The following is a 12665-nucleotide window of genomic DNA, read 5'->3' on the forward strand; positions in this document are numbered from 1 at the left end:
CTTTTAGGCTCAGCGGGCCCGATGGTCGGGAGGGCGATGGCGGATGCTGCCGCCATACAGCCCTGGCGTCTTATGTCGGACGATAAACACGCACATTGGCATGTCCCTCACTGAGCAGGTGGTGTGCGTGCAAACGGCTCATCACACCTTTGTCGCAATACAGCAAGTACTGGCGCGTAGGGTCCAGGTGCTTGAACTTGCTGTTGATGGCATAGAACGGCATGGCCTGGACTTCGATACCCTCCAGGGCCAGAGGTTCGTCTTCCTGGGCATCGGGGTGACGAATGTCGATGACGATCTGGCCTGGCAGTGCCTCGGCCACTTCTTCGATTTCGATGTCCTTGCCCAGCTCGTCGATCACGTGGTCGATGGAGATGAACTTGGCGCGTTCCAGGGCGCGCTCCAGCACGGCCATGTCGAACTGCTTTTCTTCGTGCTCCATGCGGTGACGCTTGGCATGGGTGGTCGGGTTCACCGAGATCACGCCGCAGTATTCCGGCATGTGCTTGGCGAAGTCGGCGGTGCCGATTTCGGTGGCCTGGTCGATGATGTCCTGCTTGTGGCTGGCCAGCAACGGGCGCAGCACCAGCTTGTCGGTCGCCGAATCGATGATCGACAGGTTCGGCAGGGTCTGGCTAGACACCTGGGAAATCGCCTCGCCGGTGACCAGCGCGTCGATCTGCAGGCGGTCGGCCATGTGCGCGGCACCGCGCAGCATCATGCGCTTGAGGGTCACGCCCATGTAGCTGTTGTCGACCTTGTTGAGGATCTCGCCAACCACTTCTTCGAACGGCACGCTGATGAACAGCACGCGCTGGCTGCTACCGTACTTTTTCCACAAGTAGTGGGCCACTTCCATCACGCCCAGCTCGTGGGCACGGCCGCCGAGGTTGAAGAAGCAGAAGTGGGTCATCAGGCCGCGGCGCATCATCTGGTACGCCGCCACGGTGGAGTCGAAACCACCGGACATCAGCACCAGGGTCTGCTCCAGGGCACCCAGCGGGTAGCCGCCGATGCCGTTGTGCTGATTGTGGATCACGTACAGGCGCTGGTCGCGAATCTCCATGCGCACCACGACTTCAGGCGTCTTCAGGTCGATGCCGGCGGCGCCGCACTGCTGGCGCAGCTGGCTGCCGACGTAGCGGTCGACGTCCATCGAGGTGAAGTCGTGGTGACCGCCGCGCTTGCAGCGCACCGAGAAGCGCTTGCCGGCCAGCAGGTGGCCGAAGTGCTGTTTGCACTTGGCGACGATGTCGTCAAAGTCGCCCAGCGGGTATTCCTCGACCTGCAGGAAGTGAGTAATGCCCGGGGTGCAGGTAAGGCGCTCGATCATCTCGCGCTGGACCTTCTCGTCCTCGACGCGGGTGACCACCTCGAGATTGTCCCAGACACCATCGACCGCGAGCTCTGGATCGAGATCCTTGAGCACGTTGCGGATGTTCTTGCCGAGCTGGCGGATGAAGCGCTTGCGCACCGGCCGGCTCTTGATGGTGATTTCTGGGAAGACTTTGACGATAAGTTTCATTGGTTAACAGCGCGCGCAGGGCCTGCCGAAAATGAGGGGCGCGAATTATATCGGAAATTGCTCAGGATTTGACCAACTTTTGATCAGAAGCTTTGAGATAAATGCAGGAGCCAGCTTTTGCGCTGCCTTGTTCCGGCCCTTTCGCGGGTAAACCCGCTTTCACAGGGGCGCGCCAAGCCGAAGCCAGTGCAGTACCGGTGGGAGCGGGTTCACCCGCGAAGAGGCCCTCAAAAAAAGCACACCTTCAAAAGCGTGCACTTATTTGGTGCTCACCGCTCATTTTCTGCCTCCTAAGGGTGCACTTTTATCGGCTGCCGGCCCAGCAAATGCCCACAAACGCCCCTTTTTATCCCGCCCTCGCCATTTTCGGGCACTGGCATGCAATTTGCTCCCTTGTGAGGCAGGTAAGCTTGGCCGACTATCCGCGCCCGGCAACACCCTTTTTCCAGAGCAGCGGCCCACCGCGCTCTAGACCCTCCGGAGGACAACATGTCGAAGTCGGTTCAACTCATCAAAGATCATGACGTCAAGTGGATTGATCTGCGTTTCACGGACACCAAGGGCGTACAGCATCACGTGACCATGCCGGCGCGTGATGGCCTGGACGAAGACTTCTTCGAAGTCGGCAAGATGTTCGACGGCTCCTCCATCGCTGGCTGGAAAGGCATCGAAGCGTCCGACATGATCCTGATGCCGGTTGACGAAACCGCCGTTCTGGACCCGTTCACCGAAGAACCGACCCTGATCATCACCTGTGACATCGTCGACCCGTCGAGCATGCAGGGCTACGATCGCGACCCACGTGCGATCGCCAAGCGCGCCGAAGAGTACCTGAAGAGCACCGGCATCGGTGACACCGTATTCGCAGGCCCCGAGCCAGAGTTCTTCATCTTCGACGAAGTGAAGTTCAAGTCGGACATCTCCGGCTCGATGTTCAAGATCTTCTCCGAGCAAGGCTCGTGGATGTCCGATGCTGACGTCGAAGGCGGCAACAAAGGCCACCGTCCAGGCGTGAAAGGCGGCTACTTCCCAGTTCCGCCGTTCGACCACGACCACGAAATCCGTACCGCCATGTGCAACGCTCTGGAAGAAATGGGCCAGATCGTTGAAGTTCACCACCACGAAGTGGCGACTGCCGGCCAGAACGAAATCGGCGTCAAGTTCAACACCCTGGTGAAGAAGGCTGACGAAGTACAGGCCCTGAAATACGTCGTGCACAACGTTGCCGACGCCTACGGCCGTACCGCTACCTTCATGCCGAAGCCACTGTACGGCGACAACGGCTCGGGCATGCACGTGCACATGTCGATCTGGAAAGAAGGCAAGAACACCTTCTCCGGTGAAGGCTATGCCGGCCTGTCCGACACCGCCCTGTACTTCATCGGCGGCATCATCAAGCACGGTAAGGCCCTGAACGGCTTCACCAACCCGTCGACCAACTCGTACAAGCGTCTGGTTCCAGGCTTCGAAGCGCCGGTAATGCTGGCCTACTCGGCTCGCAACCGTTCCGCCTCGATCCGTATTCCTTACGTCGGCAGCCCGAAAGCCCGCCGTATCGAAGCACGCTTCCCGGACCCATCGGCCAACCCGTACCTGGCCTTCGCGGCCCTGCTGATGGCTGGCCTGGACGGCATCCAGAACAAGATCCACCCTGGCGATGCTGCCGACAAGAACCTGTACGACCTGCCGCCAGAAGAAGCCAAGGACATCCCGCAAGTCTGCGGCAGCCTGAAAGAAGCGCTGGAAGAGCTGGATAAAGGCCGTGCGTTCCTGACCAAGGGCGGCGTGTTCTCCGACGACTTCATCGATGCCTTCATCGAGCTGAAGAGCGAAGAAGAGATCAAGGTCCGTACCTTCGTACACCCGCTGGAATACGAGCTGTACTACAGCTGCTGATCTGATTGGCGCCTTGCGCCGATGACGTGATCAAGACGGCCTCCTTCGGGAGGCCGTTTCTGTTTCTGCCTTCAGCAACTTCGGAAGGCTCCTACCCGCGTAATATGCCGACTCCTGCACACTCGGACCTTCACCTGACGGAGGTTCATCATGCGTCCTTTATCCCTCGTAGCAGCCATTCTCGCCCTGACCGGCTGCGCGGCATCAGAACCCACCCACCCTGCCTTCGAGCCGCTGCTTGCGGCCATGGAGCACCGCCTGGAGCTAGCGCAATCCGTGGCCTTGCACAAGTGGGACCACGGCCAGCCGGTCCAGGCAAGCGCGCGTGAACAGCAGGTGCTGGCGAATGTCCGTGCGGCCGCACCCGCCCATGGCCTGCCCGCGGAGCGCGCCGAAGCGTTATTTGCTGACCAGATCGAAGCCAACAAGCTCGTGCAGTACACATTGCTCTTCCATTGGCACCGCCTGGGCGCTGCGCCAGACACGCCACGCAGCGACCTGCAGCAGGAGATCCGCCCCCAGCTTGATGAACTGCAGACCCTGCTGCTCAAGCATCTGGCCGATTTTGAACGACTGAAACCGCAAGACTGCGCCGCCACGCTGGCCGCTGCCGTGGCCAGCCGCCCTGTCGACTACCTGACCCAGCGAGCCCTGATTCGCGCAACCGGGCAACTGTGTGATAAATCCTGAAACTTCTATGCTCTATATTGGTGCACAGAAAAGGCTGGCGCCCTTTCGTGCACCCCAAAACAGGTCACAAGAATCGTTAAACCAGGGCATTCTGGTCCGAATATGCGCATATTCAGGCCTTTATCAGCAAAATCCGCTTCTTTTCGGAGCCTTGGTTTGTTTCTTGCATTTTCCTGGGAAGAGACTGGCCCCCGCAGATCCACCGCGACCTGCCTGACAAGCGCCAAAAGAGGTCAACGACGCCTTATGACCATCAGCGATGCACAGCACCGTCTGCTTCTGGACAACCTGACCACCGCCACGCTCCTGCTCAACAGCGAGCTGCGCCTGGAATATATGAACCCGGCTGCGGAAATGCTCCTGGCCGTCAGCGGACAGCGCAGCCACGGGCAGTTCATCAGCGAACTGTTCACCGAATCGACCGAGGCGCTCAACTCGCTGCGCCAGGCGGTGGAACAGGCGCACCCGTTCACCAAGCGCGAAGCGCAACTGACCTCGCTGACCGGACAGGCCATCACCGTCGACTATGCGGTAACCCCAATCCTGCACCAGGGCAATACCTTGCTGCTGCTGGAAGTGCACCCGCGTGATCGCCTGCTGCGCATCACCAAGGAAGAAGCCCAGCTCAGCAAGCAGGAAACCACCAAGATGCTGGTGCGCGGCCTGGCCCACGAAATCAAGAACCCGCTCGGCGGCATCCGTGGCGCCGCACAGCTGCTGGCCCGCGAGCTGCCCGAAGAGGGCCTGCGCGACTACACCAACGTGATCATCGAAGAGGCCGACCGCCTGCGCAACCTGGTCGACCGCATGCTCGGTTCGAACAAACTGCCGTCGCTGGCCATGACTAACATCCACGAGGTACTGGAACGGGTCTGCAGCCTGGTCGAGGCCGAAAGCCAAGGTTGCATCACATTGGTGCGCGATTACGACCCGAGCCTGCCGGATGTGTTGATCGACCGCGAGCAGATGATCCAGGCCGTGCTGAACATCGTGCGCAATGCGATGCAGGCGATCAGTTCGCAAAACGAACTGCGGCTGGGCCGCATCACCTTGCGCAGCCGCGCTGTGCGCCAGTTCACCATCGGCCACGTGCGCCATCGCCTGGCGGCACGCATCGAGATCATCGACAACGGCCCGGGCATCCCCGCGGAACTGCAGGACACGCTTTTTTATCCCATGGTCAGCGGGCGCCCGGACGGTACCGGGCTCGGCTTGGCCATTACCCAGAACATCATCAGCCAGCACCAGGGCTTGATCGAGTGTGAAAGCCACGCAGGGCACACCGCCTTCTCGATCTTCCTGCCCCTGGAACAAGGAGCCACCGCCTCATGAGCCGAAGTGAAACCGTATGGATCGTCGATGATGATCGCTCCATCCGCTGGGTCCTGGAAAAAGCCCTGCAACAGGAAGGCATGACCACCCAGAGCTTCGACAGCGCCGATGGCGTGATGGGCCGCCTGGCGCGCCAGCAGCCGGACGTGATCATCTCCGACATCCGTATGCCCGGCGCCAGCGGCCTCGACCTGCTGGCGCAGATCCGTGAACAGCACCCACGCCTGCCGGTCATCATCATGACCGCCCATTCCGACCTGGACAGCGCCGTGGCCTCGTATCAGGGCGGTGCCTTCGAGTACCTGCCCAAGCCGTTCGACGTCGACGAAGCGGTGTCGCTGGTCAAGCGTGCCAATCAACACGCCCAGGAACAGCAAGGCCTGGATGTACCGCAAGCCCTGGCCCGCACCCCGGAGATCATCGGCGAAGCGCCGGCGATGCAGGAAGTTTTCCGCGCCATCGGCCGCCTGAGCCACTCCAACATCACCGTGCTGATCAACGGTGAATCCGGTACCGGTAAAGAGCTGGTAGCGCACGCCCTGCACCGCCACAGCCCACGCGCCGCATCACCGTTCATCGCCCTGAACATGGCGGCCATTCCGAAGGACCTGATGGAGTCGGAGCTGTTCGGCCACGAGAAGGGTGCCTTCACCGGCGCGGCCAACCTGCGCCGCGGCCGCTTCGAGCAGGCCGACGGCGGCACCTTGTTCCTCGACGAGATCGGCGACATGCCGGCCGATACCCAGACCCGCCTGTTGCGGGTATTGGCCGATGGCGAGTTCTACCGTGTCGGCGGCCATGTGCCGGTGAAAGTCGATGTACGCATCATCGCGGCGACCCACCAGAACCTGGAATCGCTGGTAACAGCCGGCAAGTTCCGTGAGGACTTGTTCCACCGCCTGAACGTAATCCGCATCCATATCCCACGCCTGGCCGACCGCCGCGAGGACATCCCGGCACTGGCTCGTCACTTTCTCGGCCGTGCCGCCCAGGAGTTGGCTGTCGAGCCGAAGCTGCTCAAGCCGGAAACCGAAGAGTTCATCCGCAACCTGCCGTGGCCGGGCAACGTGCGCCAGCTGGAGAACACCTGCCGCTGGATCACCGTGATGGCCTCCAGCCGCGAAGTGCTGATCGGCGACCTGCCGCCGGAGCTGCTGAACCTGCCGCAGGACGCCGCACCGGTGACCAACTGGGAACAGGCCTTGCGTCAGTGGGCGGACCAAGCTTTGGCGCGCGGGCAGTCGAATTTGCTCGACAGCGCGGTGCCCAGCTTCGAGCGGATCATGATCGAGACCGCGCTCAAGCACACGGCCGGGCGCCGACGTGATGCAGCGGTACTGCTGGGCTGGGGGCGCAACACCCTCACCCGCAAGATCAAGGAATTGGGGATGAATGTGGACGGCGGGGATGAAGACGAGGGTGAGGATCACTGACCTTTAGCGGATCACCTGCAAGGACCCTGGGGCTGCGCAGCCGCCCCAGCGATTTTAGCCTTCCCCATGCACCGATCCTGTGCCCGATGCACCTCACGAAGGCACAAACCCCCTCAAAACCCGGCCAATTCACCCTGAAAGCCCAGTATTCACGGGCTTTTCAAAACTGGCACGCCCCCTGCAATAGCTAATACATACCCAGTTTCGGGGGCCCTGGTACAGGCAGGCCGGGTGACCCCTCTTTTATTCGCAGCAACGCCGCTTTTGGGGACCTTGGTACAGGCAGGCCGAGATATCCCCTCTTTTATTCGTGCAGCTTCACCTGCACTCGCCAACGCCCAGCGTCCTCTGCACCGGCCCATTCGCCGTGCAGGGGACGCGCGGCGATCACCGTCAGCAACAACCCCTTGTCGCTCTTCTGCAATCGCCAGCCGACCGGTCTGCCCTGCAGGTCCAACTGGCCACGCTGCGCCTTGCCCTCAGCCTCGAACAGCAAGGCCACGGTACCTTCCACGTTTTCACCGTGCAGCTTGGGTTCTTCGTTGAACCAGAGGTCCAGGCCATCCTGCACCACCTCTACCCGCTCCAGCACATGTTCATCAGGCGCAGTAAGGCGCCCGATCATCAGGCCCACCAATATGCCGAAAAGCGCCAGGGACAGCAGCATGCGTGGCCAAGCCTTCGAACGCAGGTCAGGTTCGGAGGTAGAATGCTCGTCATCTTCACGTTTGGAGCCGTGCATGTTTCACGTCATCCTTTTTCAACCAGAAATTCCGCCGAATACCGGCAACATCATCCGCCTCTGCGCCAACAGCGGTTGTGCCCTGCACCTGATCGAACCGATCAGCTTCGAACTGGACGACAAGCGCCTGCGCCGTGCCGGGCTGGATTACCACGAGTATGCCACGCTCAAGCGCCACGAAAGCCTGGCCGGATGCTTGGAAAGCCTGGGCAATCCACGGCTGTTCGCCTTTACCACCAAGGGCTCGCATCCGTTCCATGAAGTGGCTTATCAGCCCGGTGATGCGTTCCTGTTCGGGCCTGAGAGCCGTGGGCTGCCGGCCGAGGTGCTGGACAGCCTGCCGGCCGAGCAGCGCCTGCGCCTGCCGATGCGGCCGGGGTGCCGTAGCCTGAATCTGTCCAATACTGTGGCAGTGACCGTCTATGAGGCCTGGCGGCAGAACGGGTTTGCCGGGAGCTGATCTTTAGCCTGTACCGGCCCTTTCGCGGGCTCGCCCGCTCCCACAGGGACCGCACAAAACTTGAAGGTTGTGCAGTACCTGTGGGAGCGGGCATGCCCGCGAAGAGGCCGGTACAGGCAAAAAAAAGCGCCCCGAAAGGCGCTTTTTTCATACCGGCAGAATTACTGCACGGTCGGCGCTTCGCCAGCTTCCTGCATGCGCTGCATCTCTTGTGCGTACAGGGCGTCGAAGTTGACCGGCGACAGCATCAGGGCCGGGAACGAACCGCGGGTCACCAGGCTGTCCAGGGTCTCACGGGCGTATGGGAACAGAATGTTAGGGCAGAACGCGCCAAGGGTGTGGCTCATCGACGAAGCGTCGAGGTTCTTGATCAGGAAGATACCAGCCTGCTGAACTTCAGCGATGAAGGCCACTTCGTCACCGTTCTTCACGGTCACCGACAGGGTCAGCACCACTTCGTGGAAGTCGCCTTCCAGGGCCTTCTGCTTGGTGTTCAGGTCCAGGGCAACGCTCGGCTCCCAGGTCTGACGGAAGATCTGCGGGCTCTTCGGGGCTTCGAACGACAGGTCACGCACGTAGATGCGCTGCATGGAGAACTGAGGGCTGTTGTCTTCTGCAGCAGCGCCGTTGGTCTGTTGGTCAGTCATGGCAGATCCTTAATCCTAATGTTTTTGAATGCAGTGCAAATCAGGCCGACAGCAGCGCGTCGAGCTTGCCGGCGCGCTCCAGGGCATAGAGGTCATCGCATCCACCGACGTGGGTGCCGCCAATCCAGATCTGCGGTACCGAAGTACGGCCGGCCTTCTGGCTCATCTCGGCACGAACTTGCGGCTTGCCGTCGACCTTGATTTCCTCGAAGGCCACGCCCTTGCTTTCAAGCAGGTACTTGGCGCGCATGCAGTAGGGGCAGTAGTCGCTGGAGTAGACGATGACGGGCTTCATATCACTTCACCAGGGGCAGGTTATCGGCTTTCCAGCTGGAAACGCCACCGCTCAGCTTGGCAGCAGTGAAACCAGCTTTGATCAGCTCGCCGCAGACCGCACCGGACTGCTGGCCCATCGCGTCGACGACGATCAGGGTCTTCTCTTTGTGCTTCTCGAGCTCGGTCATGCGGTTGGCGACCTTGTCCTGCGGAATGTTCAGCGCACCGACGATGTGGCCGGCGGAATATTCTTTGGACGGACGAATGTCGATGACCAGTGCCTTGTCGGCATTGACCAGCGCGGTCAGCTGGCCGTTGCTCAGGCTCTGGCCGCCACGGCGCAGTTCATTGACAAGCAGTGCAACCAGCAGAACCACGAAGATCGCCACCAGGATGTAGTGATCTGTCGCGAATTGAATCAGGTGAGCAACCATCAGCGGTGTTCCAGGCGATTGAAAATGCCGGCCAGTATACACAGCCCCCCAGTGCCACCAAAGCCCGACGGGCGGGTGGCAAAGGTAGCTTCATGTTACCGGGCCGCCTGCGCCGGTCGGGCGACAGGACGATTATTCGCCGTTGATGGCGCATTTGCCCTAAAATGCGTGTCTTTATCATCTTTGAACAACCGTGAGTTTGATTGATGACGAGTACGCCCAAACCCCTGGTCCTGATCATCCTGGATGGATTCGGCCACAGCGAAAGCACCGAATACAACGCCATCTATGCCGCCAACACACCGGTCTATGACCGCTTGCGCGCCACCCAGCCGCATGGCCTGATTTCCGGATCAGGGATGGACGTCGGCCTGCCGGACGGGCAGATGGGCAACTCCGAAGTCGGTCACATGAACCTCGGCGCCGGGCGCGTCGTCTACCAGGACTTCACCCGGGTGACCAAGGCCATCCGCGACGGTGAGTTCTTCCAGAACCCGGTACTCACCGGCGCTGTGGACCAGGCAGTGGGCAACGGCAAGGCCGTGCACATCCTCGGCCTGCTGTCCGACGGTGGTGTACACAGCCACCAGGACCACCTGGTGGCCATGGCCGAGCTGGCCGCGCAGCGCGGCGCCGAGAAGATCTACCTGCACGCCTTCCTCGATGGCCGTGACACCCCGCCACGCAGCGCTCAATCGTCGATCGAACTGCTCGATGCAACCTTCGCCAGACTCGGCAAGGGCCGCATCGCCAGCCTGATTGGCCGCTACTTCGCGATGGACCGCGACAACCGCTGGGACCGCGTCAGCGCTGCCTACAACCTGATCGTCGATAGCGTTGCCGAATACACCGCCGACACTGCGCAGGCAGGCCTGGAAGCAGCCTACGCCCGCAACGAGAACGACGAGTTCGTCAAAGCCACGCGCATTGGCGAAGCGGTCAAGGTCGAGGACGGCGATGCCGTGATCTTCATGAACTTCCGCGCCGACCGCGCTCGCGAGCTGTCGCGCGCCTTTGTCGAACCGGACTTCAACGAGTTCCCGCGCGCCCGCCTGCCGAAGATGGCCGCCTACATCGGTCTGACCCAGTACTCGGCCAAGATCGCCGCGCCGGCAGCCTACGCACCGTCCAGCCTGAACAACGTGCTGGGCGAGTACCTGGCGAAAAACGGCAAGACTCAGCTGCGCATCGCCGAAACCGAGAAATATGCGCACGTCACGTTCTTCTTCTCCGGTGGCCGCGAAGAGCCGTTCGAAGGCGAAGAGCGCATCCTGATCCCGTCGCCGAAGGTCGCCACCTACGACTTGCAGCCTGAAATGAACGCGCCTGAAGTGACCGACCGCATCGTCGAAGCCATCGAGCAGCAGCGCTTTGACGTGATCGTGGTCAACTACGCCAACGGTGACATGGTCGGCCATACCGGCGTTTTCGAGGCTGCGGTCAAAGCAGTCGAGGCCCTGGACACCTGCGTCGGGCGCATCGTCGAGGCGCTGGCCAAGGTCGACGGCGAAGCCCTGATCACCGCCGACCACGGCAACGTCGAGCAGATGGAAGACGCGTGCACCGGCCAGGCGCACACGGCACACACCAGCGAGCCGGTGCCGTTCATTTACGTCGGCAAGCGCAAGCTGCAGGTCCGCGAAGGCGGCGTGCTGGCCGACGTGGCGCCGACCATGCTGAAGCTGCTGGGCCTGGAAAAGCCGGCAGAAATGACCGGTACTTCGATCCTGGTCGACGCCTGATTCAGTGTGCGGGGGCCGCTTTGCAGCCCCTTTACAGATGAATTCCGGACAAACGCCCCGCTGCCCCGGCAGCGAGGCGTTTTTTTTGCCTGCCCGCACGGGCATACTAGGCCAGTCTCCATCCTTGGTACGCCAAACCCCATGCTACGCGCCCTGATCCCTTTAGCCCTGTCCTGCCTGCTCAGCCCGGCCTTTGCCGATGAGCGCGCACAGACCCAGCAGCAACTGGACGCCACCCGCCAGGACATTGCCGAGCTCAAGAAGACGCTGGGCAAGCTCCAGGAAGAAAAGGCCGGTGTGCAAAAAGACCTCAAGGCCACTGAAACCGATATCGGTAACCTGGAGAAGCAGGTGGAGGCCCTGCAACAAGAACTAAAAAAGACCGAGGGCGAGCTGGAGCGCCTTGATACCGAGAAAAAAAAACTCCAGAGCGCCCGCGTTGAACAACAACGGCTGATCGCCATCCAGGCCCGTTCGGCCTACCAGAACAACGGTCGCGAGGAATACCTCAAGCTGCTGCTCAACCAGCAGAACCCTGAGAAATTCGCTCGCACCCTGTCCTATTACGACTACCTCAGCAAAGCGCGCCTCGAACAGCTCAAGGCGTTCAACGAGACCCTGCGCCAGCTGGCCAATGTCGAGCAGGACATTTCCCGCCAGCAGGCGCAACTGCTGGCCCAGCGCGCCGACCTCGACACCCGCCGCCAGGCGCTGGACAGCGAGCGCAGCAAGCGCCAGCAGGTCCTGGCCAAGCTCAACAGCGACGTGAAAGACGGCGACCAGAAGCTGCAGGCCCGTCAACAGGACCAGGCCGACCTGGCCAAGGTGCTCAAAACCATCGAGGAGACCCTGGCCCGCCAGGCTCGCGAAGCCGAAGAAGCGCGCAAGAAAGCCTTGCTCGCTCAGCAGGAAGCCGAGAAGCGCCGGCAGCAGGAGGCCCTCGCCGCCCGCGCAGACAAAGACAGAGAGGATGCCGAGCCGCCGAAAAAGGCCCGCACCACCCTCGGCCCGCTGGCTTCCAGTGACGGCGCCAGCTATGGCGGTGCATTTTCTGCTGCGCGGGGAAAACTTCCTTGGCCGGTCAATGGTCGATTGCTGGCACGCTTCGGTGATGCCCGCGGCAATGATGTCCGGGCCAAGTGGGACGGCGTGATGATCAGCGCCAGCCCCGGCACCCAGGTCCATGCCGTGCACGGCGGCCGCGTGGTATTTGCCGACTGGTTGCGTGGCGCTGGACTTCTGGTCATTCTCGACCATGGTAATGGTTACCTGAGCCTGTACGGCCACAACCAGAGCCTGCTCAAGAGCGCCGGTGACATCGTCAAGGCCGGCGAAGCCATTTCCACCGTTGGCGACAGCGGTGGCCAGGACAGCGCAGGCTTGTACTTCGCCATTCGCCAGCAGGGCCGGCCGACCGACCCTTCGCAGTGGTGCCGCGGCTGACACATACATACGGCATAGCGCCAGGCGCTGCGCCGATGCTCCGCA

General features: G+C 61.6%; 12 protein-coding genes. 7 read left to right on the top strand and 5 right to left on the bottom strand.

Translation table 11 applies throughout. From position 1 onward, the window contains the following. Positions 1–70: 70 nt before the first annotated feature. Positions 71–1525: a tRNA uracil 4-sulfurtransferase ThiI gene (thiI, locus tag APH28_RS12770; protein ID WP_060509817.1), complete on the bottom strand. Its 1455-nt coding sequence runs from the start codon at positions 1523–1525 to the stop codon at positions 71–73. 489 nt (positions 1526–2014) lie between these two features. Here thiI and glnA point away from each other — a divergent pair, with 489 nt between their 5' ends. The 4 genes from glnA (at position 2015) to ntrC (ending at position 6876) form a co-directional block, all read left to right on the top strand. Then, a complete protein-coding gene (gene glnA / locus APH28_RS12775) occupies positions 2015–3421 on the top strand; it encodes a type I glutamate--ammonia ligase (RefSeq protein WP_060509819.1) in 1407 nt (468 codons plus the stop codon). A gap of 150 nt (positions 3422–3571) precedes the next feature. Then, entirely contained in the window at positions 3572–4111 is a 540-nt protein-coding gene (locus APH28_RS12780; protein ID WP_060509821.1) for a chorismate mutase, read from the top strand. Positions 4112–4357: 246 nt separating this feature from the next. Next, positions 4358–5443 (top strand): nitrogen regulation protein NR(II), encoded by a 1086-nt coding sequence (gene glnL / locus APH28_RS12785; protein ID WP_060509823.1) that lies wholly within the window; start codon positions 4358–4360, stop codon positions 5441–5443. Next, positions 5440–6876, top strand: a complete 1437-nt coding sequence (ntrC, locus tag APH28_RS12790; RefSeq protein ID WP_060484298.1) for a nitrogen regulation protein NR(I) — start codon at positions 5440–5442, stop codon at positions 6874–6876. Before glnL ends, ntrC begins: the two co-directional genes overlap by 4 nt. A 304-nt stretch (positions 6877–7180) precedes the next feature. Here the strand turns inward: ntrC and APH28_RS12795 are convergent, their stop codons facing one another. Continuing rightward, positions 7181–7618 (bottom strand): hypothetical protein, encoded by a 438-nt coding sequence (locus APH28_RS12795; RefSeq protein WP_060509826.1) that lies wholly within the window; start codon positions 7616–7618, stop codon positions 7181–7183. Between APH28_RS12795 and trmL the strand changes: the two genes are divergently transcribed. Then, entirely contained in the window at positions 7617–8078 is a 462-nt protein-coding gene (trmL, locus tag APH28_RS12800; protein WP_054884254.1) for a tRNA (uridine(34)/cytosine(34)/5-carboxymethylaminomethyluridine(34)-2'-O)-methyltransferase TrmL, read from the top strand. The two genes, APH28_RS12795 and trmL, sit on opposite strands and share 2 nt — an antisense overlap. 161 nt (positions 8079–8239) lie before the next feature. Here trmL and secB read toward each other — a convergent pair whose 3' ends face one another. Genes secB through APH28_RS12815 form a run of 3 tightly spaced genes read right to left on the bottom strand, consistent with a single transcriptional unit; the run spans position 8240 to position 9435 of the window. Then, positions 8240–8725 (bottom strand): protein-export chaperone SecB, encoded by a 486-nt coding sequence (gene secB, locus APH28_RS12805; protein WP_012312355.1) that lies wholly within the window; start codon positions 8723–8725, stop codon positions 8240–8242. Between the two features lie 40 nt (positions 8726–8765). Then, positions 8766–9020, bottom strand: a complete 255-nt coding sequence (grxC, locus tag APH28_RS12810) for a glutaredoxin 3 (RefSeq protein ID WP_060509828.1) — start codon at positions 9018–9020, stop codon at positions 8766–8768. Position 9021: 1 nt separating this feature from the next. After that, the gene (locus APH28_RS12815) at positions 9022–9435 is read right to left on the bottom strand and encodes a rhodanese-like domain-containing protein (RefSeq protein WP_060509831.1); all 414 of its coding nucleotides are present in this window, start codon (positions 9433–9435) and stop codon (positions 9022–9024) included. A 206-nt stretch (positions 9436–9641) separates the two neighbouring features. Here APH28_RS12815 and gpmI point away from each other — a divergent pair, with 206 nt between their 5' ends. Then, a complete protein-coding gene (gene gpmI, locus APH28_RS12820; protein ID WP_060509833.1) occupies positions 9642–11177 on the top strand; it encodes a 2,3-bisphosphoglycerate-independent phosphoglycerate mutase in 1536 nt (511 codons plus the stop codon). Positions 11178–11318: 141 nt separating this feature from the next. Next, positions 11319–12620 carry a murein hydrolase activator EnvC gene (locus tag APH28_RS12825; RefSeq protein WP_060509835.1) on the top strand — a complete coding sequence of 434 codons (1302 nt, stop codon included), beginning with the start codon at positions 11319–11321 and terminating at the stop codon, positions 12618–12620. The last annotated feature ends 45 nt before the right edge of the window (positions 12621–12665 follow it).

It is taken from the genome of Pseudomonas sp. NBRC 111124 (genome assembly GCF_001320245.1).
Lineage (GTDB): Bacteria > Pseudomonadota > Gammaproteobacteria > Pseudomonadales > Pseudomonadaceae > Aquipseudomonas.

Bases quoted from the DNA above. Each gene is read 5' to 3' on its own strand.
- trmL (WP_054884254.1), top strand. From the start codon at position 7,617: ATGTTTCACGTCATCCTTTTTCAACCAGAAATTCCGCCGAATACCGGC.
- APH28_RS12815 (WP_060509831.1), bottom strand. From the start codon at position 9,435: ATGGTTGCTCACCTGATTCAATTCGCGACAGATCACTACATCCTGGTG.
- gpmI (WP_060509833.1), top strand. From the start codon at position 9,642: ATGACGAGTACGCCCAAACCCCTGGTCCTGATCATCCTGGATGGATTC.
- secB (WP_012312355.1), bottom strand. From the start codon at position 8,725: ATGACTGACCAACAGACCAACGGCGCTGCTGCAGAAGACAACAGCCCT.
- APH28_RS12795 (WP_060509826.1), bottom strand. From the start codon at position 7,618: ATGCACGGCTCCAAACGTGAAGATGACGAGCATTCTACCTCCGAACCT.
- thiI (WP_060509817.1), bottom strand. From the start codon at position 1,525: ATGAAACTTATCGTCAAAGTCTTCCCAGAAATCACCATCAAGAGCCGG.
- ntrC (WP_060484298.1), top strand. From the start codon at position 5,440: ATGAGCCGAAGTGAAACCGTATGGATCGTCGATGATGATCGCTCCATC.
- APH28_RS12780 (WP_060509821.1), top strand. From the start codon at position 3,572: ATGCGTCCTTTATCCCTCGTAGCAGCCATTCTCGCCCTGACCGGCTGC.
- grxC (WP_060509828.1), bottom strand. From the start codon at position 9,020: ATGAAGCCCGTCATCGTCTACTCCAGCGACTACTGCCCCTACTGCATG.
- glnL (WP_060509823.1), top strand. From the start codon at position 4,358: ATGACCATCAGCGATGCACAGCACCGTCTGCTTCTGGACAACCTGACC.
- APH28_RS12825 (WP_060509835.1), top strand. From the start codon at position 11,319: ATGCTACGCGCCCTGATCCCTTTAGCCCTGTCCTGCCTGCTCAGCCCG.
- glnA (WP_060509819.1), top strand. From the start codon at position 2,015: ATGTCGAAGTCGGTTCAACTCATCAAAGATCATGACGTCAAGTGGATT.